The organism is Lampropedia cohaerens, from assembly GCF_001005215.1.
Classification (GTDB): domain Bacteria; phylum Pseudomonadota; class Gammaproteobacteria; order Burkholderiales; family Burkholderiaceae_C; genus Lampropedia; species Lampropedia cohaerens.
In genome coordinates this window covers 46,949-72,903 of record NZ_LBNQ01000037.1, presented here as the reverse complement: position 1 = coordinate 72,903, position 25,955 = coordinate 46,949, and the positions used below count along the sequence as shown (strand labels likewise).

The following is a 25,955-nucleotide window of genomic DNA, read 5'->3' as shown; positions in this document are numbered from 1 at the left end:
AGGATCCGTTCAGCGTGGATTATTTCAGCATTTGCCCGCAGGCTCGGGTCTGCGGGCCTTGGAACGCCGCGACTACAATTTCCAGCCTATGGACACACCGCAATCCCTGACCGAGCGCCTCGCCTGGCAAATCGACCAATTGCTCGCACGCCTTGCCGCTGCCGAGACCGACAACCAGCAACTGCGCCAGCAGCTGGCCACCGTCAACGCCGAGAACCACACCCTGCAGGAACGCATGCACCAGGCGCGCGAGCGGCTGGATGCCGTGCTCGCACAATTGCCTCCCGAGATCGGGAGCGAGGAGACGCAGAAATGAACCAAGTGCAAGCCAAGATCCTGCAGCAAAGCTACCTGCTGGCCTGCAAACCGGGACAGGAAGAGCGCCTGCTGGAGGCGGTGCGGGTAGTCGATGACGCCATGACGCGCATCCATGATGCCGGCAAGGTCCGTGCGCGCGAGAGGATTGCGGTGCTGGCAGCGCTCAATCTCGCGTTCGAGCTCGCCGACCTGCGTCAGGCCATGGCATCCATGCCCCAGCCCACACAGACTGCCGATAACGACAAGGCCACAGAATCCGCCGCACTTGCCGCGATCGTGGCTCGCCTGGACGCCGTACTGGCCGCCCCAGCCCCTGCCGAGGCCGGAACACCAGCGCAGCAAACGGGCTTTTCTGACAACGCATGAACACGGCCAGTGCTTGCCCCAGGCGACATCTCTGCCGGGCATGGAGACCTGCCCACAGTGCCACATGCCAGCACACTATTCGCGCAATGAAAGGCCATCGCTGCGCCATGGCTGCAATCGGCGGGCTTCCACGTTAAAATGGCAGCGTCTGCTTCACCGCCGGGCTCTATATTTCCTTGAACCAATGCTCATTGAGCTCGGGTTCGGAACATCATCTGGTGAGCGTGATCGTCTCGCGTCAGATGAACCCAACGCCAGATTGACCGTACCCACCTGACCCTCCGGTTCAGGCTGACAGGTCCGGTGGCACGAAGCAGACACCTTTTTCCCACTGTCTGCAGGAGCAACTCTGTGCAGGCAGCCTCTCGAAAGCCAGCAGACGGCGCCACGCAACGCCGCCCCAGGCCGTCAGCGCTTGAGGTTGGCAATCCCTTCGGTAATTTCCTGATGGGCTTCGCTGACATCGCCCCAGCCCAGCACCTTCACCCACTTGCCTTTTTCCAGGTCTTTGTAGTGCTCGAAGAAATGGCTGATGGCATTGCGTGTGCCTTCGTTCACATCCTTGAGGGATTGCATGTGCGCGTAGGCGGGCAGGATTTTCTCCGTGGGCACCGCCAGCACCTTGCCGTCCACGCCGGACTCGTCTTCCATGCGCAGAATGCCCAGCGCCCGACACGGCACCACCACACCAGGCAACAGCGCGTAGGGCGTGAGCACCAGCACGTCCACGGGATCGCCATCGCCGGCAAGAGTCTGCGGCACATACCCATAGTTGGCGGGATAGAACATCGCCGTGTTGATGAAGCGGTCCACGAAGATGGCCCCCGTTTCCTTGTCTACCTCGTACTTGATCGGATCGGCATTCTGCGGGATCTCGATGATGACATTGAAAACTTCGGGAGCCTTGCTGCCAGGCGTGACGTTGTTCAGGGACATGGCGTTCGATTGATGATGTGGTGATGGAAACGAAAAGGGATTCGGTACTTGATGCCGGACGTTGTAGCGAGCACAAGCGGCCGCGCTAAACCCGGGTCGGCGGCATTGTAGAACAGGCATGCCCCCACCATGGGCGGGCGCTGCGGTGAAGCCATTTCCCGCTCGCGCGTGCTGCAGCGAGGACGCTACGGCACGCGCACACGCGCCAAGCGCTTCGCTAACGCTGCCGCTTACGGCAGTGCCCGGCTTCCCTTTGCAGGCAGCTCGCAGACAGCGGCCAGGCAGCAAGGACAGGTTTACGCTCCTTTCATGCGTTGCGCAGCCAAGCAAGACCGCGGAAGGCAAGGCGCCCGCGCCGCTCAGGGAGTTACCAAACAAACAGCGCGCGCATGCGAGTCACCTCGCTCTGCGCTGACAGCGCCTCCTCAGCACCGCGTATATGAAAAAATCGTGAACAGGCCTCTATGTCTGCAGGCGCAGGCGGATCTGCGCGACCAGTTCCGTGCCCCAGGCGCGGCTTGCGCGCCCGTTTTCAGCATTTCCCGCTGCAGGCGCCATCACCGACGCCTCGGGCGCACCCGCCACAGCGCTGACAGCAGGCACTGCCGGGCCGATCGGCAACGCGGATTTGACGAGCCCACTTTCCTCACTGTCCAGATAGCCCGCCGCCTTGAGGCTGCAGAAGATCGCCTGGCACTGCACCCAGGAAATGCTGGATGCGGCACACACCTCGTCGAGCAGCAGGGGCCGACGCGCCAGCAACGAGGCCACCCGCAAGCGTACGGGATCCTTACCGAGCCACTCCTGGCTGGGCCAGCGCACGAGCTTGTACCGCAGCGCCGTGTCGACCTCCACCCCCAGCTTCTGCCATTCGCGCCAGGCGTTGACAAGGCTGCCAAAGCGCTCACTGGCAGCGGAAGCGCCGCTGCGCCTGCGGCTTTGCGGGGCACTCTCCGGTGCGGGATTGGTAGTGCCTCCATTGGCCACCAATAACGCGTCGGTCCCATGGCCTGCTGCATTCGGCACTTTTGCGCCCGCGTGTTCATCAGACGGTGCCACCGCATGCCCGGCCGCGTTCCACTGCGTGCGATGCGTGCCGTCAGCGCCGGTCAGCGCGAAACGGCGCGTTGCCGCCGACCGCACTTCGGCCGTCAGTGGTGCCACGTCAAGCGGCAGGGGCTGAGACAAGTCAAACTCGCAGATCGGAGCGGGGCCCGAAGGGCTGGCGCCAACGCGCAGCGCGCGCTGTGCCAGCTCGGTCAACCAGTCGCCCAGAGGCGCCGCACACAGGGGCCTTGGCAAATGCGCCGATTCGAACGTCCAGTCGCTCTGGGCAGAGACGGCTTGACCAATGAACATCACGGGACAGCCGACCTGCTCGATCGCCCTGACGCGACGTGGATCGTTGGCATTGGCCGCATCGGTCACCAACGCATCAAAAGGCGCCTTGCGACAGGTCTGCCACGCATACGTCCTGCCATCACCAGCCAAACGCACGAGCAGTTTCAGCAGCTCAACCTCAATGGGAGGCAAGCCGAAGTACCCGAGCCGAAAGGTCTGGATGCGTGGATTCCCCATATAAGACTTTCCGTGACTTGTTTCAATAAATTAACATTTTCATCGCAAAACGCAAGCGTCTTTAGTCTCGATGCTACAGAGCTGTGCGAAAAATTCGTGATAGCCCCCAGGGCAAGAACGCCGCTGCATGGGAGCGCATGCCCGCATCGCGCTCGCATAGAATTGCTGCTTTGCTGCCAAGCCTGATTACGCAAGGAAAATGCCATGAGCGAAAACAGCCGGCTCGCCGAGCCCCATGTGATGCACACCTATGGGCGTGTCAACATTGCACTGGAGCGCGGCCAGGGCGTGCGTGTCTGGGACACGCAAGGGCGTGAATATCTGGATGCCCTGAGCGGCATCGCCGTCAACACCTTGGGGCACAACCACCCCAAATTGGTGCCGGCATTGCGAGAGCAGATCGGCAAGATCATCCACTCGTCGAACTACTACTTCGTGCCGGGCCAGGAGGCGTTGGCCAGCAGGCTCGTAGCACTGTCCGGCCTGACCAACGTATTCTTCTGCAACTCCGGCCTGGAAGCCAACGAGGCGGCATTGAAGCTGGCCCGCAAGCTCGGTAACGAGCGCGGCTACAAGCACCCCAAGATCGTGGTCTGCGAGCATGCCTTCCATGGCCGCTCGCTGGCAACGCTGTCCGCGACCGGCAACCCCAAGATCCACGCAGGCTTTCTGCCGCTGGTGGAGGGCTTCATCCGCGTGCCGTTCAATGACTTCGAAGGGCTCAAGCGTGCCGTCGAAAATGAACCCGAAGTCACCGCCGTATTCTTCGAAGTCATCCAAGGTGAAGGTGGCATCCACCCTGCCCGCATTGAGTATCTGCAGCAGGTGCGTGCGCTGTGCGACGCGCGCGACTGGCTGATGATGCTTGACGAAGTGCAGTGCGGCATGGGCCGCACCGGCAAATGGTTCGCTCACCAGTGGACGGGCATCAAACCGGACGTGATGGCGCTGGCCAAGGGCCTGGCATCGGGCATTCCCATCGGTGCAGTCGTCGCCGGCCCCAAGGCTGCAAACCTGTTCCAGCCGGGCAACCATGGCACCACCTTCGGCGGCAATCCGCTGGCCATGCGCGCGGGCATCGAGACGCTGCGCATCATTGAAGAAGACGGCTTGCTGGCCAATGCCGAGAGGGTCGGCGCACACCTGCAGCAGCGCATTCTTGCAACCATCGGCAAGCTGCCCGGTTTTGTGCAGCTGCGCGGTCAGGGCCTGATGCTGGGCATTGAGCTGGACCGCCCCTGCGGCGCCTTGATCCAGCAGGCCGCCGATGCCGGCCTTCTGATCAGCGTGACCGCAGACCGCGTCATCCGCCTGCTGCCAGCGTTGATCTTCACGCAAGCCGACGCGGATGAACTGGTCGAGCGGCTGCTGCCGGTCGTGCGGGAATTTCTGGAACAGTCGCACGATTGAGCCACCTGCCAACATCGCGACCTCAGCGTCTGCCTGACGCTGAGGCGTCGTCTTCAGCCCCAGCGCGGCAACGGCCAGGGTTGTTGCACCATTCAAAGGATTTGCCATGACCGCCACCATCAAGCATTACCTGCAGTTCAGTGACCTGAGCGCCGACGAGTACGCCTATCTGCTGCAGCGCGCCGCACGCCTGAAGCAGAAGTTCAAGCGCTATGAGAACCACAAGTCCCTGACGGACCACACCTTGGCGATGATCTTCGAGAAGGCCAGCACCCGCACGCGGGTGAGCTTTGAGGCGGGTATGTACCAGCTGGGTGGTTCAGTGGTGCACCTGACCACTGGCGACAGCCAGCTCGGCCGCTCGGAACCCATCGAAGACAGTGCCCGCGTCATCAGCCGCATGGTCGATCTGGTGATGATCCGCACCTACGAGCAAAGCAAGCTGGAAAAGTTCGCCGAGCACTCGCGCGTGCCCGTCATCAATGGCCTGACCAACGAGTTCCATCCCTGCCAGATCCTGGCCGACATCTTCACCTTCATCGAGCACCGAGGTGCCATCAAGGGCAAGACCGTCGCCTGGGTAGGCGATGGCAACAACATGGCCAACACCTGGCTGCAGGCGGCGCAGCTGCTGGACTTCAAACTGCACGTCAGCGCTCCGCGGGGCTATGAACTGGATGAGAAGCTGGCACTGGGCAGCAGTGCCGATCCGGCCCACTTCCAGACGTTTGCCAATCCACTGGATGCATGCCGGGGTGCGCACCTCGTCACCACCGATGTTTGGACCAGCATGGGATATGAGGAGGAAAATGCGCAGCGCCTTGCCGCCTTTGCCGACTGGAAGGTCGATCAGCGCATGATGGCCGTGGCGCAACCCGATGCGCTGTTCATGCACTGCCTGCCAGCTCACCGCGGCGAGGAGGTCGACGCCGAAGTGATTGACGGCCCGCAATCCGTCGTCTGGGACGAGGCGGAGAACCGCATGCACGTGCAAAAGGCGCTGATGGAATACCTCATGCTAGGCCGCCGCGAGGATTGATTGCCACCTGCAGGATGACTGATAGTCTTCTGCTGCAACTTTGATTCTGAAACCGACACCTTGAGCACGCCTCCGCCGCCCTCCAAGCCAGACGCGCCCTCCGCACGGCGCTGCCCGAGCTGGCTGGGCCGTGGCGTACTGTATGTGCTCGCACTGCTCTTTCTTTTCCTCGGCATACTCGGTGCCTTCATTCCGGGCATGCCGACCACGGTCTTCATTCTGATGTCGGCCTGGGCGGCAGCGCGCAGCTCGCCGCGCCTGCACGAATGGCTGCGCCAGCACCGCCTCTTTGGCCCCAGCCTGCGCAACTGGGAGGCTGGCGGCTATGTCAGCCGCAAGGGCAAACGCATGGCCGCGCTGACCATGCTGGCCTGCGCCCTCATCATGGTGCTGGTGGGTGTGCCGCTGTGGGCACTGATCACAGCGTCATCGTGCATGGCCATCGTCGGAACCTGGCTCTGGTTCCGCCCCGAGCCACCCGAGCATCTGACGCAGGAAACCAAACCCCATTAAGAAGCTGCCCTCGGCCCCATTTACACCACAGAGCCTGCCAGCGCATGGAGGCATGGGTCGCCGTACCTGACGCGCTACTCCGCAACGATCTGCAACGCGCAGGCGGCCTGTTGAAGGAATACCTCCCCAACGGCAGCCAGACGAAACCGTCAGCGCTTACCGCCAAAAAGCTGCCCGCCAAGCTTGAACAGGTCGCCCACGTCAAGCTTGCCGTCGCCATTCTGATCCAGCAGCGCGCCAAGTAATCCCCCTGCTGCGCCACCCTGTTGCCGGACATGCTCACGCTCCTGCCCCAGCACCGCTCCCAAATCCTCGGGCGAGGCGACCTCGCCACTGCTGACTTTCCTGCCCAGGTATGCCATGACGATTGGCGCCAGCATCAGCAGCAGTTGGTGCACGCGATTGGTCTCCAGCCCAGTTGCCTGGCTCAGCCCGTGCTCGGCCTGCGTTGTCTTGCCGCCCAGAATGTGGCTCAGAATCCCTTCGCCATCGAATGCGCCCCCACCTGCACTGCCGAGCAGCGCTCCCAGCGCGCCGGTGCCACTGCCGCCGGTTCCTCCCAACAAAGATCCCAGCATGCCCGCCACGTCGAATCCACCAGAGGACTCTCCTTGCTGCGGCACATGGTCGCGCTGTACCGCGCCAAACAGCTGCTGCACCCCACCCTGCTGCGCGCTGTCGCCCAGCGCACCGAGAAGAAATGGCAGGGCCGTGCTGACCGCAGTTTCGGTCTGCTGTTCACTCGCGCCCAGTTGCTGGGCGATCTGGCCCAAGGAGCCTCCCCGCAGCTGCGCGAGAATGTCATCGGCGATGGATTGCGGCATGGCAACGTTCCTTCAGAAAGTCAATGGCCGTTAATTGTAGAAGCAGAGCCCGTCACCCTTGCACGCTCGTGCGCCGCTCCTGCCGCCAGCGCAGCAGTTCGGCCAACAGCATGCCAATCACGCCGATGGTGATGGCGGTGTCAGCCAGGTTGAACGACGGAAAGTGTCTGCCGCCAAGGTGAAAATCCAGGAAATCCACCACATAACCATGCAGCATGCGATCGACCACATTGCCGACCGCCCCACCCAGGATCAGCGCCAGCGAAAATGACGACAGCCGCTGCTGGCCATGCAGGCGCAACTGCCACAGGATAAAGATGGCAGCGACAACCGCAATGGCCACGAAGAACCAACGCTGCCAGCCACCATGTCCGGCAAGAAACGAGAATGCCGCCCCCGTATTGTGCACGCGCACGATGTTAAAAAAACTGGTCACCGGCGTGGCGTCGCCCCATTGGTAGGTCGCCAGAATCCATTGCTTGGTCAGTTGGTCCAGCACGGCCACTACGGCAGCGACGGCCATCCAGCGCCAGAACGGCCGCGGTGTATTGGAGGAGGAACAATCGAGCGAGCTATGCGATTGGGTCATGGAACATCGAAGCAACAACAGGCGGCACTGTGCGCCATCCACAAAGCCACGCACAATAGCACAGCACGCATGGGGCGGGCGCCATGGTATGGAGGCCCCGGCCCGGCGCCGCACAGCGCTGCCGTGCGCAAAGGCTTGTACATTTCCGGTCAAGGAACATGCGCTTTCCCCTGACGGCAATGCAACAATGCGAGCAGCCCATGTCGTCCATTCGCCGTTTCCTTCCTTTGCTCGCCTGCGCGACTCTGCACACCCTCTGGAGCACGCTGCTGTTGGCGGCTGGCGCGTGCACGCTGGCCGTCGCTGCGTTGCAACAGCTTCAACCCCAACCGGGCGACTGGCAGACCACGCTGCGGCTGCCCATCGCCACTCCGCTGGCGCGGTGGCTGCCTGCAAAGTGGACATCCCCAACCGATGAAGCCTCCTCCTCGTCACAGGGCCCGGGCGACACCAGGCGCCCCGTCACCATCCCTATTGGCATTGCCAGGGCAGTGGCGTGGGTGACCCATCCTGCAGTGGCGCAATGGCTGGCCGGTACGACATGGTCCACACCCTTTGGCCAGTTCCAACTTGGCTGGGATGCGCAAAGCAGCACGCAAACCATCTCCTGCGCCCCCTGCTCGGCCACCCTCCCTGCACTGGGCGCGCATCCCGTACGCATCGGGCAGGCACGCATTGACCTGCAGCGTGCAGGCGCGCAGCTCCATGGAGCGATCACCGCCGGGGCGCTGCAAGGCCAATGGCAGGGGCAACTGACACGCCAGCACTTCCGGGGCACGCTGAAGCTGGAGCAGCAGCCTCTGCAAGCGGCCTTTGCCCTGTTCGAGCGCGAAATCCCGGATTTACACCAGGCACGCATCAGTGGCACCTTTGACCTGTATGCGCAGCTGGAGCTGCCGGGCTGGCACGTCCGCATCGAGCCGATACTGCACGGCTTTGCAGTGCGCGGCATGGGCACGGAAACGTTGCCCACACGCCCCAACGGCTGCGGATTTGACGAAGTGCAGATCGCCCCCGACGGGTTGCTTGCCCGGGCCGTCATCGCAGCCGAGGATCAACGCTTTTACAGTCATCCGGGCTACGACCTGACGGAGTGGCAGGCCAGCCTGCAGACCAACCAGGAGCGCGCCAGCGCAGATGCAGGCCCCTTGCGCGGCGCCAGCACCCTGACCCAGCAGCTGGCCAAGATCACCTATACCGGCAACGAACGCACTCCCCAGCGCAAGCTGCGCGAGCTGCTGTTGGCTGTGGAAATGGAGGCCACGCTGGGCAAGGCCACCATCTTGCAACAATACCTGCAGCGCGTGCATTGGGGAGAAGGTGTGTGCGGTGGCGAGGCAGCCGCGCAGCATTACTTCGGCATTCCCGCCAGCGCACTCAACGCCGCCCAGGCCGCCTGGCTGGCGGCCATGCTGCACCGCCCGGACTACCACGCCACCCGCTGGGCACGTACCGGACGCATCGACACAACCCGCACCCGCCACGTGCTGCAGCAAATGACCGGCCTGACGAAAGCACAACGCACGCAGGCCCTGCGCGCCCTGCGGCAGGACTGGACGCGAAGATAAGTCACCTGCCCCCTACCGAGGCAAAACGTCTTTCAGCGCGCGATACACTGCGTCGCGAACCGCAATGGGAAAGTCGCCTGCCATGCCTTCGATGGCCGTATTGGTCAGTGCCACTACAGCGATGTCGTGCACCGGATCGAAGAACCAGCTGTGCCCATAAACGCCTCCCCACTGGATCGTCCCCCTACCCTGGGGCGTACCGGCGAGCTGCGGATCCACCAACACCGACCAGCCGTAGCCAAAGCCCCAACCTGGCCCCTGCGTCTGCGCCTGTTGCCCAACGGGCGCCTGCATCATGGCCGCAATGGTTTCCTGATTCAGCAGCCGGTGGGGGCTGTTGGCACGAAGACTCAGCAGGAAGCGCATGAAGTCCAGCGCAGTGCCGCTCATGCCAGCTCCTGCAGATGGATAGCCGGACTGGGTCGTCGCGTTGTCGAGTCGAAAACGGATGCTTGCCTGTGCATAAGGCACTTCGGCGACAGCCGGCATTCTGACAGGCTCTGGATTGCCATCCTGATAGGGAGTGACAAGGCGCCCCGCATCAATGACACGAAACCCTGTATCGCGCATATCCAAAGGATCGGTGACCTCTTGTCGCACAAGCTCGGCAAGTCCATTTCCTGCGCTGGCCTGCATGGCGGCGCCCAGCACATCCAATGCCACCGAATAGTGCCAGCCTGTGCCTGGCGCATATGCCAGCGGCACGCCAGCGATACGGCGCAAGTTTTCCTCCAGCGTCAGCTGCGCATCCAGTCCATCAGACACGCCAGCGCGACGGTATGGACCATCCATCGGCTCCAAAAATCCGTAGCTCAAACCTGCCGTATGCGTCAGCAGCTGGTGGATGGTGATCTGCGGCGCGCTGCCATCGGGCATCCGGGGCTGAAATTGCGGCAACCACCGCGTTACCGGCTCCTGCAAGTCCATTTTGCCCTGCTCCACCAATCGCAACACCGTCGCGGAGACGATGGGTTTGGTCACGGAGGCCAGCCGAAAGATCGCATCCTCCCGCATTGGTCGGCCCTGCTCCCGATCCGCGAAGCCAGCTGCACGGCGGAAAACTATTTCCCCTTCATGGGCTACCAGCACCACCGCACCGACAATGCGCCCGTGCTCGATGGCGCGGTCTATCGCCGTATCCAGTACGGCGAAAGAGGGGGGCTGTGCATTGGCAAGGGGCAAGACGGAGGCGAACATCGTGGTCATCAGGCGAGAAAGCGTCATGGTTGATTCAAGCATTGCGTACAGTCTGGAAGTCGCTGGTGCCGTCATGCATGCACCACCGTGCCGCCAGAATAATCACCATGACCACTCATAAATCTATACTTGATTGAACATATTTTCAACAGTGATCGATATGAAAAAAGAGGCAACCTCCCCACGCCGGCGAGGCCGGCCACCGAGCTTCGAGCGCGAAGCGGTGCTGAAAAAGGCCATGCTGACGTTCTGGGCGCTTGGTTATGAAGGCGCGTCCATTGCCGATCTGACAGCGGCGATGGGCATTACCGCACAGAGCCTGTATGCAGCATTCGGCTCCAAGTCCGCGCTGTATCGCGAAGCGTTGCACCACTACCAACATACAGTTGGTGCCTATACTGCGCTTGCGCTGCAACAGGAGCCGACCGCACTGGAGGCCTTCAAGCGCATCCTTACGGAATCAGCCACCGAGTTCTGCAGGAGTCGGCGTCCGCGTGGCTGCATGGTCTCAACTTCCTCACTGGCCTGTGCGGTTGAGAACCAGGAGGAAGTGCGCCATGTGGCCCAGCTGCGCGAAGCAACCATCGGCGCATTCAGAGAGCGCATCGACCGGGCAATCGCGCAAGGCGAATTCAAACCTGAAACTGACAGCACGGCACTGGCCCGCTATCTCGGCGCCATTGTGCAGGGCATGGCGATACAGGCGCGAGATGGCGCAACGAGAGCGCAACTGCAGCAGGTAGCCGCGCTTGCGATCACGACGTTGCAGCAGTTCTCCACATGAGAGCCTCTGGTCAAGGGCACAGCTTCCCACCTACCGCTGCAGCACACGCATGCAACGCGCTCCCATGCAGCAAAAACCGCCCCGAAGGGCGGTTGTCAACCGGTGACAGCAACGACGAAGGTCACGCCGTCACGGTCTTGGCGTTCTCGACGTATTCGTCGATCTCGTTGAAGTTCATGTAGCGGTAAACGCTGGCCTTGTCCGCATCGATCACCCCCATTTCCTTGAGGTATTCCTCGGGCGTAGGCAGATAACCCAGGCGAGAAGCAATAGCTGCCAGCTCAGCCGAACCCAGGAACACGTTGGTGTTCTTGCCCAGGCGGTTGGGGAAGTTGCGGGTGGAGGTGGATATCACCGTTGCGCCTTCACGCACCTGCGCCTGGTTGCCCATGCACAACGAGCAGCCGGGCATTTCGGTGCGCGCACCGGCGGTACCGAAAGCGGCGTAATGGCCTTCCTTGATGAGCTCGCTCTCGTCCATCTTGGTTGGCGGCGCCACCCACAGCTTGACCGGAATATCGCGTTGCCCGCCCAGCAGCTTGGCTGCGGCACGGAAATGGCCGATGTTGGTCATGCACGAGCCGATGAAGGCCTCGTCAATCTTGGTGCCAGCCACTTCCGAGAGGAATTTGGCATCGTCCGGATCGTTCGGGCAGCAGACGATGGGCTCCTTGATGTCGGCCAAGTCGATCTCGATCACCGCGGCATACTCGGCATCCTTGTCGGCCTCGAGCAACTGCGGGTCGGCCAGCCAGGCTTCAACCTTCTCGATACGGCGCTGCAGCGTCTTGGCGTCCTGGTACCCGTCGGCGATCATGTTCTTCATCAACACGACGTTCGAATTGAGGTACTCGATGATCGGCTCCTTGTTGAGCTTGATCGTGCAGCCCGCTGCGGAACGCTCAGCAGAGGCATCCGAGAGCTCGAACGCCTGCTCCACCTTCAGATCCGGCAGCCCCTCGATCTCCAAGATGCGACCGGAAAAGACATTCTTCTTGCCGGCCTTGGCCACGGTCAACAGGCCCTGCTTGATGGCGTAGAGCGGAATGGCATGCACCAGATCGCGCAAGGTCACACCCGGCTGCAGTTCGCCCTTGAAGCGCACCAGCACGGATTCGGGCATGTCCAGCGGCATCACTCCGGTTGCGGCTGCAAAGGCCACCAGCCCCGAGCCGGCAGGAAAGGAAATGCCAATCGGGAAGCGCGTGTGGGAGTCGCCGCCCGTGCCCACGGTATCGGGCAGCAGCAGGCGGTTGAGCCAGGAGTGGATCACGCCATCGCCAGGGCGCAGCGCCACGCCGCCACGCGTGGAGATGAAGGCGGGCAGCTCGCGGTGCGTCTTGACGTCCACCGGCTTGGGATAGGCGGCAGTGTGGCAGAAGGACTGCATCACCATGTCGGCGGAGAAGCCCAGGCAGGCCAGGTCCTTGAGCTCGTCGCGTGTCATCGGGCCAGTGGTGTCCTGGCTGCCCACGGTCGTCATGCGCGGCTCGCAGTAGGTGCCCGGGCGAATGCCCTGCCCTTCGGGCAGCCCGCAGGCACGACCGACCATCTTCTGCGCCAGCGTGAAGCCAGCGTTCGACTCGGCCGGCGGCTTGGGCAGCCGGAAAACCGTAGAGGCCGGCAAACCCAGCGCTTCGCGTGCCTTGGCCGTCAGCGAGCGGCCAATGATCAGGTTGATGCGGCCACCGGCCTGCACTTCGTCCAGCAACACATCGCTCTTGAGCTGGAACTCGGCGATGGTCTCGCCATTCTTCTCGATGCGGCCCGCATACGGAAAGATGTCGATGACATCACCCATCTCCATCTTCGAGACGTCCACCTCGATCGGCAGTGCGCCCGAGTCTTCCTGCGTGTTGAAGAAAATCGGCGCGATCTTGCCGCCCAGGGTTACACCACCAAAGCGCTTGTTGGGCACGTACGGAATGTCCTGCCCGGTGGCCCAGATCACGCTGTTGGTGGCCGACTTGCGGCTGGAACCAGTGCCGACCACATCACCGACATAGGCCACCAGGTGTCCCTTCTTCTTCAGATCCTCGATGAACTGGATCGGGCCACGCACGCCGTCCTGCTCGGGCTTGAAAGCCGCGTCAGGGCGGGTGTTCTTGAGCATCGCCAGGTAATGCAGCGGAATGTCCGGGCGGCTCCATGCGTCGGGCGCAGGGGAAAGGTCATCGGTATTAGTCTCGCCCGGCACCTTGAAAACGGTGACGGTGATCTTCTCCGGCACCTTCGGGCGGCTGGTAAACCACTCGGCCTCGGCCCAGCTCTGCAACACCTCCTGGGCCTTGGCGTTACCCGCCTTGGCCTTGGCTGCGACATCGTTGAAGAAGTCGAACATCAGTAGCGTGTGCTTGAGGGCCTGGGCCGCCACATCGGCCACTTCCGGGTCGTCCAGCAGTTCGATCAGCGGATGGACGTTATAGCCCCCCACCATGGTGCCGAGCAGTTCGGTCGCCTTGGACTTGGAGATCAGGCCAACCTGCAGATCGCCATGCGCCACTGCGGCCAAAAACGACGCCTTGACCTTGGCCGCGTCGTCCACCCCGGGCGGCACGCGGTGCGTCAGCAAATCCAGCAGAAACGCCTCCTCGCCAGCCGGCGGGTTCTTGATCAGCTCGATCAGCTCGGCAGTCTGCTGGGCATTGAGCGGCAGGGGCGGGATGCCCAGCGCGGCGCGCTCCTGTGCGTGTTGGCGGTATTCGTTCAACATGGTCTTTTTCTCCTGGGGCTGTCAATTCTTAAAAGGGGATCGGCAGATCACGGCCTGTGTCTCCGCGGCCCGCTGCCCGGGTTGCAGCACTGATGCGTACCGCCGCCCTACTGGTGCAAACACTCCGCGGCCACACGCTGGCCTTTGGTCTGGTTCATCAGCATCGCGCGCTCGCGCACTTGCAGCCAGACGATGCCGTTGGGTGCATCCTCCAGCCGCACGACGCCGCTGGCCGTCACCACCGGCACCATGCGATGGCTGAAGCTCTTGCTCTTGACGATGAATTCGCGCGGGTTGTCAGCTGCCGCACTGACGTTGACGACGACCTTGCCGGCGCACAGATAGTCACCGGTGCGCGCACGGGCAATGACGCCGTCGATGCTGCTGGGCACCGCCGCAGGGGCCGCAGCAGGCGGCTCGGCGAACGCCTTGTCGATTGGATCGTTGCCGGCGCTCGACACCGTCGCCGCATCATCATGCTTGGCAAACAACGAAAAAGTGGAGGTATCGCAGGCAGTCAGGCCAACGGCCAGCAACGCGGCAACGGGGAAAGTGAGGGCAAGTCGCATAGTCTCTCGTCTATCAATTCGGGGGCGAAATGGAGGCATCTCGTGACGCATCAGCCACCGCGTGGCCATCCAGCCAGCGCCGCTGGGACGCCGGCAGCGCATGGCCGCTCTGATGGGCGCGTTCGATCACCTGCCAGTAATAACGGTAGCTGGCGCGGTCATGAAGAACGCCCTGGTGGCTGATGGGCGCCCATTGTGCAGCATGCGCCTTCTCAATGATCGCCACCGCCAGATCGACCTCCGCTGGCTCGGGCGCGAATGCCTCCAGGATCGGGCGAATCTGTGCGGGATGAATGCTCCACATGCGGGTGTAAGCAAGCTCGCGCCCGGCCTGGCGCGCCGCCTGCACCAGCGCCTGGGTATCGGAGAATTCCGTGACGACACAATGCGATGGTATCTTGCCATGGGCGTGGCAGGCCGCTGCCACTGCCAGCTTTGCGCGCACCACAACCGGGTGACTGAACTGGCCTTGCGCCTCCATAGCACTGGCAGGCACGGCGCCACCGTGCGCGGAAACGAAATCCATCAGCCCGAAGCTGAGCGACTGCACCCGTGGATGCCCGGCAATCTCGAAGGCGTTGTGCACGGCCAGCGGCGACTCGATCAGCGCGTGCACCGGTAGCGCCGCGCCGCCAGCAGCATCAATGGCCTGCAGGGCCTGCTCAAGCGTCTTGCGCGTATCGATCTTGGGCAGCATGACGTGACTCAGTCGGCCAGCGGCCCGCCCGACGATGATGTGCACATCATCGCTGAAGCGGGGATGCTGCGGTGCGTGCACGCGCACCGCCACGCGTTGGCCAGGCGCCGCGCCCAGTGCCAGCTCCGCCACTAGATGGGCGTGTTCCCGCTCGCCGCCCGTCGGCGCGCCGTCTTCGCAGTCGAGGGTGACATCGGCGACGCAGCGGCCAAATTCCTGCATTAGCTCGGCCTGCAGTTGCAGGCTTTTGCGCATGCGCGGCGGCGTGCCGCTGTAATGGTCGCAGACCGGCAGCGCGAACCCGCCTGACTGGCTGGCCAGCAGGACGGCACGCGGATGGTCGGCAGCAAACAACATGGAATGAATCGGCGCTATCAGGACAGCGTGGTTGCAAGGCGTCTGCCAATCCAGGCCCGATGCAGCGCGGCCCCACGCAAACTGTCCACTCGGATACAAAACGGGGCGCCACGGCGCCCCTTGCGGTGCTTACAACAAGTGCTTGACGCCTTCCTGCTCGCTCAGCAGTTCGGCCAGCGTCTTGTCGATGCGTTCCTGACTGAAGGCGTCGATCTCCAGGCCTTCGACGATCTTGTACTTGCCGTTTTCCGTCGTGCACGGAAAGCCGAATACGACATCCTTCGGAATACCGTACTCGCCATTGGACGGCACGCCCATCGTCACCCATTCGCCGCTTGAGCCCAGCGCCCAGTCGCGGATGTGGTCGATGGCGGCATTGGCCGCCGAGGCCGCCGAGGACAGGCCGCGCGCTTCGATGATCGCGGCGCCGCGCTTGCCGACGGTGGGCAGGAACACATTGACGTTCCAGTCCTGGTCGTTGATGAGCGCCTTGACCGACTTGCCGCCAATGGTGGCAAAGCGATAGTCCGCGTACATTGTCGGCGAATGATTACCCCAGACCGTCAGATGCTTGATCTCACCGACCTTGCCTCCCGTCTTGGCAGCAATCTGGCTGGCCGCGCGGTTGTGGTCCAGACGCAGCATCGCCGTGAAGTTCTCGCGGGGCAGATCCGGCGCGCTCTTCATCGCGATGTAGGCGTTGGTATTGGCCGGATTGCCGACCACCAGCACCTTGACGTCACGGCTGGCAACCTTGTTGAGGGCCTTGCCCTGCGTGGTGAAGATCTGTGCGTTCGCAGCCAGCAGGTCGGCACGCTCCATGCCAGGGCCGCGTGGGCGGGCACCGACCAGCAGCGCGTAGTCGGCATCCTTGAATGCGACTTCAGGGTCGCCCGTGGCGATGATGTCCTCAAGCAATGGAAAGGCACAATCCTGCAGTTCCATGATGACACCCTGCAGCGCCTTCTGGGCCTTCTCGTCCGGGATTTCCAGCAGTTGCAGAATGATCGGCTGGTCCTTGCCCAGCATCTCGCCCGCAGCAATACGGAACAGCAAGGCATATCCAATCTGACCAGCTGCGCCAGTCACCGCGACGCGGGCCGCTTTTTTGCTCATAGAAATCTCCACTCAGCATTGAGGTTGAAAACGGGTCACCCGGCCCTGTCGCGGAAGCCTCGGGCGCCTGCACGCCATTGGCGCATGACGAAAGCCGGGTTCATGGGGAAAGCGGGCTGCATTCTACTAGCGTTGCAAACAGGCCGTCAAAAATTCTTATGTCTTATATAAGACGTTGTAGCTATTGCGGTTCATGCGTAGAATCCCGGGCAATTTCACACCGTGACCGTTGCAGCGCATGAGTCAGCCCCATTCACCGCCGCCCCCCACTTCAACGGAGGAAGTGGGCGCTGCCATGGCCGCGCCAGCGTTCAGCCCGCTGTACCGGCAAATCAAGGGTCTGCTGCTGCAGCGCCTGCAAGCCGGGCAATGGCGCCCGGGCGAGTCCATTCCGAGCGAAATGGAGCTATCGCAGCAACTGCGCGTCAGCCAGGGCACGGTGCGCAAGGCTATCGACGAGTTGGCCGCCGAAAACCTGCTGGTGCGCAAGCAAGGCAAGGGCACGTTCGTGGCCACGCACTCGGAGCGGCACGTGCGCTACCGCTTTCTGCGCCTGCGTCCGGACACCGGCGACCTCGACGACGAAGGCCAGGCGCAGCGCACGATCCTCTACTGCCGCCGCGAGCGGGCCTCGGCGGAGCTGGCCGGTACGCTGGGCCTGCGGGCGGGCGAATCGGTCGTGCACATGCGCCGCACGCTCTCCATGCAGGGCACGCCCACGGTGCTGGAGGACATCTGGCTGCCCGGCCACACCTTCAAGGCCATTACCGCCGAGCTCGTCACCGAGTACGCGGGGCCGACCTACGCGCTGCTGGAAAAGGAGTTCGGCGTGCACATGGTGCGCGCCGTCGAGAAGATCAAGGCTGTTGCCGCACCCAATGCGGAAGCGGCGCAGCTGCTGCAGGTACCCCCATCAACGCCGCTGCTGCAGGTCGAACGTGTGGCCTATACCTACAACGATGTGCCGATGGAGCTGCGGCGCGGACTCTACCGCACCGACACCCATCATTACCTCAACGAGCTCAACTGATGTCCCGGCAGTCACCCAACCAACTATCTGCACCGTGCAGCGACCAGTCATGCCGCACTGAATTGCTAGGGTTTCCCGTTATGCTAACCATCCTCGGCACGCGTCTGCGGCGCGCTGCTGCTGCGCCTGCCTGGGCGCGCGAGGCGCGCCGACACACGTGACGCGCTTGCCACTAAAATCCGCTGGTTTGCCCTAGGCAGGCTGACTCCACCTTCGCAGCACATAACGTCATCAATCCCATGAATGAAATCACCAAGAAGCGGCCAGAGTTTCGCAACATCAACCTTTTCAACGATGTGCGCACCTACAGGATGCCTCCCGCAGCCATCCTGTCGATCCTGCACCGTGCCAGCGGCGCCATCATGTTCTTGCTGCTGCCATTCGTGATCTGGGTGTTTGACCAGTCGCTGCGTTCACCGCAGACGTATGCCCGCGTCACCAGCATCTTCCATGAGGGGCTGTGGATCTTCCCCGGCGTGCTGGTGCGGTTGGGCGTGCTGGTGCTGCTGTGGGCGTTCCTGCACCACCTCTGCGCAGGCCTGCGCCACGTCTGGATGGACATCGACCACCACCGCGTGACCAAGCAATTCGGTCGCAGCTCGGCACTGGCGTCATTTGCCATCAGCCTGGGCTTGACGGTCATCTTCGGCGCCAAGGTCTTTGGCCTCTGGTAAGGCACCGCCCCTCACGTTTTAGCAAGGAGATAGCCCCATGTCCGTCAACTACGGTTCCAAGCGCATCGTCGTCGGTGCTCACTACGGCCTGCGCGACTGGCTCAGCCAGCGCGTCACCGCAGTGCTGATTGCACTGTACGCGCTGACGCTCATCGTGCAGGTACTCTGCATCAGTGGCCCCATCGACTATGCCGCCTGGCAGTCGATCTTCGCTGCGCAGTGGATGCGCATCTTCACCTTCGTCATTGCCGTGGCCGTGCTTTGGCACGCATGGGTTGGCATTCGCGAAATCGGCATGGACTACGTCTCCAACGTTGCGCTGCGCCTGGTGGTCGATGTACTGGCCATCGTTTGGCTGGTCGGCTGCGCTGGCTGGGTTTTCCAGGTTCTCTGGAACATTTGAATGCGCTGCCCGCATGCAGGCGCTTAAGTCCCGCATGCCGTCCATCGCCCCACTCTGACACCTAGAAGAATTCCTCACATCATGAGCTACACCAAAGAGAACATCATCACCCGCAAATTCGACGTCGTGATCGTCGGCGCGGGTGGCTCCGGCCTGCGTGCAGCGCTCGAACTCTCGCGCGCCGGCCTTTCCGTGGCGTCACTGTCGAAGGTTTTCCCAACGCGCTCGCACACCGTGGCTGCACAAGGTGGCGTGTCGGCATCGCTGGGCAACATGAGCGAGGACAACTGGCACTACCACTTCTACGACACCATCAAGGGCTCGGACTGGCTGGGGGATCAGGACGCCATCGAGTTCATGTGCCGAGAGGCGCCCAATGTGGTGATCGAGCTCGAACACTTTGGCATGCCGTTCGACCGCAACCCTGATGGCACCATCTACCAGCGCCCGTTCGGCGGCCACACTGCCAACTACGGCGAGAAGCCCGTGCAGCGCGCCTGTGCCGCGGCAGACCGCACCGGCCACGCCATGCTGCACACGCTCTACCAGCAAAACGTCAAGGAAAAGACCAATTTCTTTGTCGAATGGATGGCGCTGGACCTGATCCGCGACCAGGACGGCGATGTGGTGGGCGTCACTGCCATCGAACTGGAAACGGGTGACCTGTACATTCTGCGCGCCAAGGCGGTGCTGCTGGCGACCGGCGGCGCCGGCCGCATCTTTGCCGCCTCGACCAACGCCTTCATCAACACCGGCGACGGTCTGGGCATGGCGGCACGTGCGGGCATTCCGCTGCAGGACATGGAGTTCTGGCAGTTCCACCCCACCGGCGTGGCGGGTGCAGGCGTGCTGCTGACCGAAGGCTGCCGCGGCGAAGGCGCCGTGCTGCGCAACAGCGAAGGCGAGCGCTTCATGGAACGCTACGCGCCGACGCTCAAGGATCTGGCGCCGCGCGACTTCGTCTCGCGCTCCATGGATCAGGAGATCAAGGAAGGCCGCGGCTGCGGCCCGAACAAGGACTACATCCTGATGGACATGACCCACCTGGGTGCAGAGACCATCCGCAAGCGCCTGCCATCGGTGGAAGAAATCGGCCACAACTTCGCCAACGTCGACATCACCAAGGAGCCAATTCCTGTCGTGCCGACCATCCATTACCAGATGGGCGGCATCCCGACCAACATCAACGGCCAGGTCGTCGTCAAGACGGCATCGAGCTACGCCGATGTCGTGCATGGTCTGTATGCCGTCGGCGAATGCTCGTGCGTGTCCGTGCACGGCGCCAACCGCCTGGGCACGAACTCGCTGCTTGACCTGCTGGTGTTCGGCAAGTCCGCAGGCAAGCACATCGTGCAATCGGTGCGTAACCAGCACGAGCACAAGCCACTTCCCGCCGATGCCGCCGACCGTACGCTTGAGCGCCTCAACCGCCTGCAAACCTCCAACTCCGGCATCTATTCGCAGGAAGTGGCCAACGAAATCCGGCAAACCATGCAGCACCACGCTGGCGTTTTCCGCACGCAAAAAGGCATGGACGAGGGCGTCGTCAAGATCAACGCCATTCGCGAAAAGGTCGGGCACGTCACCCTCAAGGACAAGTCCAAGGTCTGGAACACCGCGCGTATGGAGGCGCTGGAGATCGACAACCTGATCGAAGTGGCACAGGCCACCATGACCTCGGCGGCCGCACGGCACGAGTGCCGTGGCGCGCACACCGTCTACGACTACGAGCACCCGGCGGATCACCCCGAGTTCCCACTGGGCCGCAACGACAAGGAATGGCTCAAGCACACCCTGTGGTACAGCGCCACCAACAGCCTCGACTACAAGCCGGTCAACCTCAAGCCGCTCACGGTAGACAGCGTGCCACCGAAGGTGCGTACCTTCTAATCACCGCCCACGAGAGAAGAACACCATGACCATCCGCAAATTCCAGATCTATCGCTACGACCCTGACAAGGACGCCAAGCCGTACATGCAGGAGGTGGAAGTCGAGCTCGACGGCCACGAGCGCATGCTGCTCGACGCCCTCGTCAAGCTCAAGGCCAAGGATCCGTCCATTGCGTTCCGCCGCTCCTGCCGCGAGGGCGTGTGCGGCTCCGATGCCATGAACATCAATGGCAAGAATGGGCTGGCCTGCCTGACCAACATGAACACGCTGCCGGGCACCATTGTGCTCAAGCCGCTGCCCGGCCTGCCCGTCATCCGCGACCTGATCGTGGACATGACCCAGTTCTTCAAGCAGTACCACAGCATCCAGCCCTACCTGCAGAACGACCATCTCCCGCCCGAACGCGAGCGTCTGCAGTCGCCCGAGGAGCGCGAGGAGCTCAACGGCCTGTATGAGTGCATTCTGTGTGCCAGCTGCTCGACCAGCTGCCCGTCGTTCTGGTGGAATCCGGACAAGTTCGTCGGCCCCGCTGGCCTGCTGCAGGCCTACCGCTTCATTGCCGACAGCCGCGATGACGCTACCGGCGCCCGCCTGGATAACCTTGAGGATCCGTACCGCCTGTTCCGCTGCCACACGATCATGAACTGCGTGGATGTGTGCCCCAAGGGCCTCAACCCCACGCGCGCGATCGGCAAGATCAAGGAACTCATGGTCCGCCGCGCCATTTGAGTCTGCCTGAGCTGCGCGCGCCAATTCGGCGCGCGTTTTTCCATCCCGCCCTGACAACGCGTACCAACGCATTGTCGAGTCCCATCCCATCACCCGTTGCCCACTGGCCCCGCCCTATGACTGCTGCAACCACCGACTCGGAACAACGCTTGATGACCGACCTGGAGTTGCGCCAGCTGCAATGGCGCAGCCGCAGAGGGCTGCTGGAAAACGACCTGCTGATCGAGAAATTCTTTGCCCGCCACGGCGCCAGCCTGACGGTGGAACAGGGCAAGGCCATGACGGCCCTGATGAACCTGCCCGACAACGACCTGCTGGATTTGCTGCTGCGCCGAACCGAACCACAAGGAGAGATTGCCACCCCCGCGATTCGTCATGTGCTGGAGTTGCTGCGCCCAGCGCCGCTGCCTGCTGCGTCCTGACGCACTACAGGCTGCTGCTACGCGCTGCACTGCTGTCACACCCCTTTTTGAAATCTATGCCTGGTCGTGCAGCCTTGCTGCACACCCATGCCAGGCGCCATCAGAGGAAGGTAAATATGAAGCTGTCCGACAACAAAGCAACCCTGTCATTTTCTAATGGCAAAGCGGCAGTTGAGCTGCCCGTGTACGAAGGCACCATGGGCCCGGATGTCATCGACATCCGCAAGCTCTACGGTCAGACCGGCATGTTTACCTATGATCCGGGCTTTCTCTCCACCGCGTCGTGCCAGTCCGCCATCACCTACATCGATGGCGACAAGGGCGAGCTGCTGTACCGCGGCTATCCCATCGAGCAGCTGGCGACCAACTGTGACTATCTTGAAACCTGCTACCTGCTGCTTTACGGTGAACTGCCCAATGCCACGCAGAAAGCCGAGTTCGATGAGCGCGTCACGCGCCACACCATGGTCAACGAGCAGATGCAGTTCTTCCTGCGCGGTTTCCGCCGGGACGCGCACCCGATGGCCATCCTGACCGGGCTGGTGGGCGGGCTGTCAGCCTTCTACCACGACAGCACTGACATCAACAATCCGGAGCACCGCGAGATCGCCGCTATCCGGCTGATCGCCAAGATGCCCACGCTGGTTGCCATGGCCTACAAGTACGGCATCGGCGCACCGTACATGTACCCGCAGAACAACCTCAGCTACGCCGGCAACTTCCTGCGCATGATGTTTGGCAACCCCTGCGAGGAGTACAAGGTCAACCCCGTGCTGGAACGGGCGATGGACCGCATCTTCATCCTGCACGCCGATCATGAGCAGAATGCCTCCACCTCCACCGTGCGCCTGTGCGGCTCCTCGGGCACCAACCCGTTTGCCGCCATCGCAGCTGGCGTCGCATGCCTGTGGGGGCCGGCGCACGGCGGTGCCAATGAGGCCTGCCTGAACATGCTCGAGGACATCCAGCGCAACGGCGGCGTGGCCAAGGTCGGCGAGTTCATGGAGAAGGTCAAGGACAAGTCCTCCGGGGTCAAGCTGATGGGCTTTGGCCACCGTGTCTACAAGAACTACGACCCGCGCGCCAAGCTGATGCAGGAAACCTGCAACGAGGTGCTGGCCGAGCTTGGCCTGGAAAAGGATCCGCTCTTTGCGCTGGCCAAGCAGCTGGAAAAGATCGCGCTGGAAGACGATTACTTCGTGCAGCGCAAGCTCTACCCGAACGTGGACTTCTATTCCGGCATCGTGCAGCGTGCCATCGGTATTCCCGTGAACCTGTTCACCGGTATCTTTGCGCTGGCCCGCACCGTGGGCTGGATTGCGCAGCTGAACGAGATGATCTCCGATCCCGAGTACAAGATCGGCCGTCCACGCCAACTCTTTACCGGCCACGCCCCGCGCCAGGTCCAGCCCATCGGGCAACGCTGATCCTGTCAGCGCGGCCCTGCGACGGGCCACCCTATCTAAAAAGCGCCCAATGGGCGCTTTTTTCCATGGCATGCGGCTCCGCCACCCTGTCGGCGCGGTGCTCACTGGAACATGCGTCATGCTCGGCGTCGCCGCGGACGGCACATTCCCGCCTTCACCCACTGCCGCCGTAGACACGCGTCAACGATTCGGCCACGCACACCGGCTTGTCCTGACCTTCACGCTCAATGGTTGCCTGCCACGTCATCTGCAATCCGCTTGGCGCAACGGGCTGTACCTCCAGCAGCACCAGCCGCGCGCGCAGCCGGCTGCCCACCGGCACGGGTGCGGTAAAGCGCACCTTGTTCAATCCATAGTTGACGGCCATGTCCACGCCCTTGATGCGAAAGGCCTCCTCCATGAACGAGGCCAGCAGTGACAGCGTGAAAAAGCCATGTGCCACCGTGGTGCCGAATGGCCCCGCCGCGGCACGCACCGGATCCACATGGATCCACTGCTGATCGCCCGTGGCCTGTCCGAATAGATCAATGTGCTGCTGCGTGACCGTGCGCCAACCGGTCACGGCCACTTCCTGTCCCTGGAGCGCGGCCAGCTCGGCATAGTTAGCAAAGGTTTTCATACGCGCCACGATAACCGTGCGGTACGCGCGCCGATGTCTGGCACGCGACACACCCGGCGTCACAGAGCGTTCATAACCGGTCACTAGACTGGGGCACCTTGCCATCCTTACGCCTGATGTCATGTTTTCCGTTGACCATGTGCTCCAGTCCCGCTTTCCGCAACTCAGCCAGCGCAGCCCGCGCGCCTACGGCACGTTGCTGACACTGCTGCGGTTCGTCTTCCGGGAATCGGAGTTCGAGTCGTTCGCGCAGCGCTATCCGCACCTGCGTGGCTTTGACTTCGTCGAGCAGGTGCTAGACCACTTTGGGTTTGCCACTGCAGTGACGGACCGCGACCGCGAACGCATCCCGGCCTGGGGGCGTGTGGTCATCATCGCCAACCATCCCATTGGCAGCCTGGATGGTCTGGCGCTGCTGAAGATGGTGGGCCAGGTCCGCCGCGATGTCCGTGTGGTTGCCAACGACATGCTGCAGCACCTCGCGCCGCTGCAGCAGTTGCTGCTGCCCGTCAACAACATGGGTGGCAGCACCGCACATGAACATTTGCGCGCCATCGACGCGCACCTGCAGGCTAATGGCGCAGTCATCATCTTTCCCGCCGGCGAGGTTTCACGCATCAGCCCCAAGGGCGTGCGCGACGGACGCTGGAACGCCGGCTTTCTGCGTTTTGCCAGGCGCGCACAGGCGCCGATCCTGCCCATCTGCATCGAGGCACACAACTCGGTGTTCTTCTATGCGCTGTCGATGCTTGCCAAGCCGCTGTCAACGCTGTGGCTGGTGCGCGAAATGTTCAAGCACGCCAACGATACGGTGCAGGTGCGCATCGGCCTGCCGATTCCCTTCGCGCAGTATCGGACACTGCCGGGCACGCTGCCCGATCAGGTCAAGCTTTTCAAGCACCATGTCTACAGGGTCGGCAAGGGCCGCTCGGCCGCGCCGTTTCGCAGCATGCCAGAGAGCGTGGCCCATCCGGAGGCAAGGCAGGCACTGCGCGAGGCGCTGCGCCAGTGCGAGCTGCTGGGCACCACCCGCGAGGGCCTGCACATCCGGCTGTTTCAATACGAGCAGGATTCGTGCATTCTGCGCGAGCTTGGCAGGCTGCGCGAGATCAGTTTTCGCGCCGTCGGCGAGGGCACCGGGCGCAAGCGCGACATCGACCACTTCGATGCGCTTTACGAACACCTTGTCCTGTGGGACGACGAGGCCCTGGAAATCGTCGGGGCCTACCGCCTGCGCCGCATTGCGCAGGAGCAGGAGCAGGAGCAGGAGCGCGCAGCCGCTGCTCCTGCCGGGGCGGCTGCGACCGTGCGGCATCTGAGCGCAGCGCTCTACAGCAGCACCCTGTTCGAGTACCACGAGCAGGCCCTGCCGGTGCTGCAGCAAGGCCTGGAACTCGGACGCAGCTTCGTGCAGCCACGCTACTGGCGCCAGAATGGGCTGGACCTGCTCTGGCGTGGCATCGGTGCGTACCTGCAGCGCCATCCGCAGCTGCGCTATCTGCTCGGGCCGGTTACGCTGAGTGCGCAGTTCCCACCCTGGGCGCAGAGCGCGCTCATTGGTTTTTACCGCCATCACTGGCCGGCCCAGACGCCGCTGGCCACAGCCAGGGTGCCCTATCAGCCGCCGCAGGATGTCTGCCCGGTGGACTGGGCTGCTACCGACAGCCGCAGCGGGCTTCAGCAGCTCAAGCTGCAGCTGGCGCAAGCGGGCCTGGCCATTCCCCCGCTGTTCAAGCAGTACAGCGAGGTCAGCGAACCCGGCGGCACGCAGTTCGTCGCATTCGGCCGCGACGCCGCGTTCGGCAACTGCATCGATGCGCTCGTGGTCGTGGACCTGCACCGCCTCAAGGCCAGTCGCCGCAAGCGCTACCTTGGTGACGACGCGGATGACCGCGCCGCCAGCGCCCACACTGCCTAGCGTTGGGCTACAGTGCGGGATTGACGATTCCGCATTGCATGCCGCTGGCCATGTCCGCTCCATCCCCCCGACCCACCCTGCGTATTCCCCAGAAGCCCCAATCCACCACCGAGAGCCGGCGTACCAAGCCCGTGCGCCCGGGCGGCAAAAAGGCCACCGGAACCAACGGTGGCAGCAGCGCACGCGCCCCATCCAGCGGCAAGACCGCGTCTTCGCTCAGCGGCAAAACGGCCGCTCCGACCGTCGCACCTTCCCGCTCAGCCTCGCC

General features: G+C 62.9%; 26 protein-coding genes. 15 read left to right on the top strand and 11 right to left on the bottom strand.

Annotated features, from left to right (window positions below; translation table 11 throughout):
* Positions 1-88: 88 nt before the first annotated feature.
* A complete protein-coding gene (locus tag AAV94_RS12340; protein WP_156454432.1) occupies positions 89-316 on the top strand; it encodes a hypothetical protein in 228 nt (75 codons plus the stop codon).
* Positions 313-684: a cell division protein ZapA gene (locus AAV94_RS12335; RefSeq protein ID WP_046742511.1), complete on the top strand. Its 372-nt coding sequence runs from the start codon at positions 313-315 to the stop codon at positions 682-684. The genes AAV94_RS12340 and AAV94_RS12335 overlap by 4 nt, the downstream gene beginning before the upstream one ends.
* A 408-nt stretch (positions 685-1,092) precedes the next feature.
* Here AAV94_RS12335 and ppa read toward each other — a convergent pair whose 3' ends face one another.
* Together ppa and AAV94_RS12325 are read right to left on the bottom strand one after the other, a co-directional pair.
* Positions 1,093-1,620, bottom strand: coding sequence for an inorganic diphosphatase (gene ppa / locus AAV94_RS12330; protein WP_046742510.1), 528 nt, complete (start codon positions 1,618-1,620; stop codon positions 1,093-1,095).
* 462 nt (positions 1,621-2,082) lie between these two features.
* Positions 2,083-3,198, bottom strand: coding sequence for a hypothetical protein (locus tag AAV94_RS12325; protein ID WP_046742509.1), 1,116 nt, complete (start codon positions 3,196-3,198; stop codon positions 2,083-2,085).
* A 204-nt stretch (positions 3,199-3,402) separates the two neighbouring features.
* On the opposite strand from AAV94_RS12325, the gene AAV94_RS12320 reads away from it, so the two are divergent.
* The 3 genes from AAV94_RS12320 to AAV94_RS12310 all read left to right on the top strand — a co-directional run bounded on the left by AAV94_RS12320 (position 3,403) and on the right by AAV94_RS12310 (position 6,160).
* On the top strand, positions 3,403-4,608 hold the full coding sequence (locus tag AAV94_RS12320) for an aspartate aminotransferase family protein (RefSeq protein ID WP_046742508.1): 1,206 nt from the start codon (positions 3,403-3,405) through the stop codon (positions 4,606-4,608).
* A 106-nt stretch (positions 4,609-4,714) separates the two neighbouring features.
* Positions 4,715-5,647, top strand: coding sequence for an ornithine carbamoyltransferase (gene argF / locus AAV94_RS12315; RefSeq protein ID WP_046742507.1), 933 nt, complete (start codon positions 4,715-4,717; stop codon positions 5,645-5,647).
* Between the two features lie 60 nt (positions 5,648-5,707).
* Positions 5,708-6,160, top strand: coding sequence for a YbaN family protein (locus tag AAV94_RS12310; RefSeq protein WP_084824913.1), 453 nt, complete (start codon positions 5,708-5,710; stop codon positions 6,158-6,160).
* 149 nt (positions 6,161-6,309) lie between these two features.
* Here the strand turns inward: AAV94_RS12310 and AAV94_RS12305 are convergent, their stop codons facing one another.
* Both AAV94_RS12305 and lspA read right to left on the bottom strand, forming a co-directional pair.
* Entirely contained in the window at positions 6,310-6,984 is a 675-nt protein-coding gene (locus AAV94_RS12305; protein WP_046742506.1) for a DUF937 domain-containing protein, read from the bottom strand.
* Between the two features lie 52 nt (positions 6,985-7,036).
* On the bottom strand, positions 7,037-7,573 hold the full coding sequence (gene lspA / locus AAV94_RS12300; protein WP_046742505.1) for a signal peptidase II: 537 nt from the start codon (positions 7,571-7,573) through the stop codon (positions 7,037-7,039).
* A gap of 200 nt (positions 7,574-7,773) precedes the next feature.
* Here lspA and AAV94_RS12295 point away from each other — a divergent pair, with 200 nt between their 5' ends.
* Positions 7,774-9,141 (top strand): biosynthetic peptidoglycan transglycosylase, encoded by a 1,368-nt coding sequence (locus AAV94_RS12295; RefSeq protein WP_046742571.1) that lies wholly within the window; start codon positions 7,774-7,776, stop codon positions 9,139-9,141.
* Between the two features lie 12 nt (positions 9,142-9,153).
* Here AAV94_RS12295 and AAV94_RS12290 read toward each other — a convergent pair whose 3' ends face one another.
* Positions 9,154-10,380, bottom strand: coding sequence for a serine hydrolase domain-containing protein (locus AAV94_RS12290; protein WP_231731415.1), 1,227 nt, complete (start codon positions 10,378-10,380; stop codon positions 9,154-9,156).
* Between the two features lie 118 nt (positions 10,381-10,498).
* Here AAV94_RS12290 and AAV94_RS12285 point away from each other — a divergent pair, with 118 nt between their 5' ends.
* Positions 10,499-11,122: a TetR/AcrR family transcriptional regulator gene (locus AAV94_RS12285; protein ID WP_046742504.1), complete on the top strand. Its 624-nt coding sequence runs from the start codon at positions 10,499-10,501 to the stop codon at positions 11,120-11,122.
* 121 nt (positions 11,123-11,243) lie between these two features.
* On the opposite strand, the gene acnB is transcribed toward AAV94_RS12285, so the two are convergent.
* From acnB to AAV94_RS12265, 4 genes are all read right to left on the bottom strand, one after another.
* The gene (acnB, locus tag AAV94_RS12280; RefSeq protein ID WP_046742503.1) at positions 11,244-13,835 is read right to left on the bottom strand and encodes a bifunctional aconitate hydratase 2/2-methylisocitrate dehydratase; all 2,592 of its coding nucleotides are present in this window, start codon (positions 13,833-13,835) and stop codon (positions 11,244-11,246) included.
* A 107-nt stretch (positions 13,836-13,942) separates the two neighbouring features.
* Positions 13,943-14,404 (bottom strand): hypothetical protein, encoded by a 462-nt coding sequence (locus tag AAV94_RS14455; protein ID WP_052755042.1) that lies wholly within the window; start codon positions 14,402-14,404, stop codon positions 13,943-13,945.
* A 13-nt stretch (positions 14,405-14,417) separates the two neighbouring features.
* The gene (locus tag AAV94_RS12270; RefSeq protein WP_046742502.1) at positions 14,418-15,458 is read right to left on the bottom strand and encodes an HpcH/HpaI aldolase/citrate lyase family protein; all 1,041 of its coding nucleotides are present in this window, start codon (positions 15,456-15,458) and stop codon (positions 14,418-14,420) included.
* A gap of 129 nt (positions 15,459-15,587) precedes the next feature.
* Complete coding sequence (locus AAV94_RS12265; protein ID WP_046742501.1) at positions 15,588-16,574, bottom strand: malate dehydrogenase; 987 nt, start codon at positions 16,572-16,574, stop codon at positions 15,588-15,590.
* Between the two features lie 238 nt (positions 16,575-16,812).
* Between AAV94_RS12265 and AAV94_RS12260 the strand changes: the two genes are divergently transcribed.
* From AAV94_RS12260 to AAV94_RS12230, 7 genes are all read left to right on the top strand, one after another.
* The gene (locus AAV94_RS12260; RefSeq protein WP_046742500.1) at positions 16,813-17,604 is read left to right on the top strand and encodes a GntR family transcriptional regulator; all 792 of its coding nucleotides are present in this window, start codon (positions 16,813-16,815) and stop codon (positions 17,602-17,604) included.
* Positions 17,605-17,843: 239 nt separating this feature from the next.
* Positions 17,844-18,278: a succinate dehydrogenase, cytochrome b556 subunit gene (gene sdhC / locus AAV94_RS12255; RefSeq protein WP_046742499.1), complete on the top strand. Its 435-nt coding sequence runs from the start codon at positions 17,844-17,846 to the stop codon at positions 18,276-18,278.
* Between the two features lie 37 nt (positions 18,279-18,315).
* On the top strand, positions 18,316-18,681 hold the full coding sequence (sdhD, locus tag AAV94_RS12250) for a succinate dehydrogenase, hydrophobic membrane anchor protein (RefSeq protein ID WP_046742498.1): 366 nt from the start codon (positions 18,316-18,318) through the stop codon (positions 18,679-18,681).
* An 81-nt stretch (positions 18,682-18,762) separates the two neighbouring features.
* On the top strand, positions 18,763-20,571 hold the full coding sequence (gene sdhA, locus AAV94_RS12245) for a succinate dehydrogenase flavoprotein subunit (RefSeq protein WP_046742497.1): 1,809 nt from the start codon (positions 18,763-18,765) through the stop codon (positions 20,569-20,571).
* 25 nt (positions 20,572-20,596) lie between these two features.
* The gene (locus AAV94_RS12240) at positions 20,597-21,301 is read left to right on the top strand and encodes a succinate dehydrogenase iron-sulfur subunit (protein WP_046742496.1); all 705 of its coding nucleotides are present in this window, start codon (positions 20,597-20,599) and stop codon (positions 21,299-21,301) included.
* A gap of 116 nt (positions 21,302-21,417) precedes the next feature.
* The gene (locus AAV94_RS12235; RefSeq protein WP_046742495.1) at positions 21,418-21,723 is read left to right on the top strand and encodes an FAD assembly factor SdhE; all 306 of its coding nucleotides are present in this window, start codon (positions 21,418-21,420) and stop codon (positions 21,721-21,723) included.
* Between the two features lie 116 nt (positions 21,724-21,839).
* Positions 21,840-23,150, top strand: a complete 1,311-nt coding sequence (locus AAV94_RS12230; protein ID WP_046742494.1) for a citrate synthase — start codon at positions 21,840-21,842, stop codon at positions 23,148-23,150.
* A 154-nt stretch (positions 23,151-23,304) separates the two neighbouring features.
* On the opposite strand, the gene AAV94_RS12225 is transcribed toward AAV94_RS12230, so the two are convergent.
* Positions 23,305-23,769, bottom strand: a complete 465-nt coding sequence (locus AAV94_RS12225; RefSeq protein ID WP_046742493.1) for a MaoC family dehydratase — start codon at positions 23,767-23,769, stop codon at positions 23,305-23,307.
* A gap of 121 nt (positions 23,770-23,890) precedes the next feature.
* On the opposite strand from AAV94_RS12225, the gene AAV94_RS12220 reads away from it, so the two are divergent.
* Positions 23,891-25,687, top strand: coding sequence for a GNAT family N-acyltransferase (locus AAV94_RS12220; RefSeq protein ID WP_046742492.1), 1,797 nt, complete (start codon positions 23,891-23,893; stop codon positions 25,685-25,687).
* Between the two features lie 7 nt (positions 25,688-25,694).
* Here the strand turns inward: AAV94_RS12220 and AAV94_RS15245 are convergent, their stop codons facing one another.
* A complete protein-coding gene (locus tag AAV94_RS15245) occupies positions 25,695-25,913 on the bottom strand; it encodes a hypothetical protein (protein ID WP_231731414.1) in 219 nt (72 codons plus the stop codon).
* Between the last annotated feature and the right edge of the window lie 42 nt (positions 25,914-25,955).

Bases quoted from the DNA above. Each gene is read 5' to 3' on its own strand.
- sdhC (WP_046742499.1), top strand. From the start codon at position 17,844: ATGAATGAAATCACCAAGAAGCGGCCAGAGTTTCGCAACATCAACCTT.
- AAV94_RS12235 (WP_046742495.1), top strand. From the start codon at position 21,418: ATGACTGCTGCAACCACCGACTCGGAACAACGCTTGATGACCGACCTG.
- ppa (WP_046742510.1), bottom strand. From the start codon at position 1,620: ATGTCCCTGAACAACGTCACGCCTGGCAGCAAGGCTCCCGAAGTTTTC.
- lspA (WP_046742505.1), bottom strand. From the start codon at position 7,573: ATGACCCAATCGCATAGCTCGCTCGATTGTTCCTCCTCCAATACACCG.
- AAV94_RS12325 (WP_046742509.1), bottom strand. From the start codon at position 3,198: ATGGGGAATCCACGCATCCAGACCTTTCGGCTCGGGTACTTCGGCTTG.
- AAV94_RS12295 (WP_046742571.1), top strand. From the start codon at position 7,774: ATGTCGTCCATTCGCCGTTTCCTTCCTTTGCTCGCCTGCGCGACTCTG.
- AAV94_RS12230 (WP_046742494.1), top strand. From the start codon at position 21,840: ATGAAGCTGTCCGACAACAAAGCAACCCTGTCATTTTCTAATGGCAAA.
- AAV94_RS12260 (WP_046742500.1), top strand. From the start codon at position 16,813: ATGAGTCAGCCCCATTCACCGCCGCCCCCCACTTCAACGGAGGAAGTG.
- AAV94_RS14455 (WP_052755042.1), bottom strand. From the start codon at position 14,404: ATGCGACTTGCCCTCACTTTCCCCGTTGCCGCGTTGCTGGCCGTTGGC.
- AAV94_RS12220 (WP_046742492.1), top strand. From the start codon at position 23,891: ATGTTTTCCGTTGACCATGTGCTCCAGTCCCGCTTTCCGCAACTCAGC.
- AAV94_RS12285 (WP_046742504.1), top strand. From the start codon at position 10,499: ATGAAAAAAGAGGCAACCTCCCCACGCCGGCGAGGCCGGCCACCGAGC.
- AAV94_RS12305 (WP_046742506.1), bottom strand. From the start codon at position 6,984: ATGCCGCAATCCATCGCCGATGACATTCTCGCGCAGCTGCGGGGAGGC.
- AAV94_RS12335 (WP_046742511.1), top strand. From the start codon at position 313: ATGAACCAAGTGCAAGCCAAGATCCTGCAGCAAAGCTACCTGCTGGCC.
- AAV94_RS12240 (WP_046742496.1), top strand. From the start codon at position 20,597: ATGACCATCCGCAAATTCCAGATCTATCGCTACGACCCTGACAAGGAC.
- sdhA (WP_046742497.1), top strand. From the start codon at position 18,763: ATGAGCTACACCAAAGAGAACATCATCACCCGCAAATTCGACGTCGTG.
- acnB (WP_046742503.1), bottom strand. From the start codon at position 13,835: ATGTTGAACGAATACCGCCAACACGCACAGGAGCGCGCCGCGCTGGGC.
- AAV94_RS12265 (WP_046742501.1), bottom strand. From the start codon at position 16,574: ATGAGCAAAAAAGCGGCCCGCGTCGCGGTGACTGGCGCAGCTGGTCAG.
- AAV94_RS12290 (WP_231731415.1), bottom strand. From the start codon at position 10,380: ATGCTTGAATCAACCATGACGCTTTCTCGCCTGATGACCACGATGTTC.
- argF (WP_046742507.1), top strand. From the start codon at position 4,715: ATGACCGCCACCATCAAGCATTACCTGCAGTTCAGTGACCTGAGCGCC.
- AAV94_RS12270 (WP_046742502.1), bottom strand. From the start codon at position 15,458: ATGTTGTTTGCTGCCGACCATCCGCGTGCCGTCCTGCTGGCCAGCCAG.
- AAV94_RS12340 (WP_156454432.1), top strand. From the start codon at position 89: ATGGACACACCGCAATCCCTGACCGAGCGCCTCGCCTGGCAAATCGAC.
- AAV94_RS12320 (WP_046742508.1), top strand. From the start codon at position 3,403: ATGAGCGAAAACAGCCGGCTCGCCGAGCCCCATGTGATGCACACCTAT.
- sdhD (WP_046742498.1), top strand. From the start codon at position 18,316: ATGTCCGTCAACTACGGTTCCAAGCGCATCGTCGTCGGTGCTCACTAC.
- AAV94_RS12225 (WP_046742493.1), bottom strand. From the start codon at position 23,769: ATGAAAACCTTTGCTAACTATGCCGAGCTGGCCGCGCTCCAGGGACAG.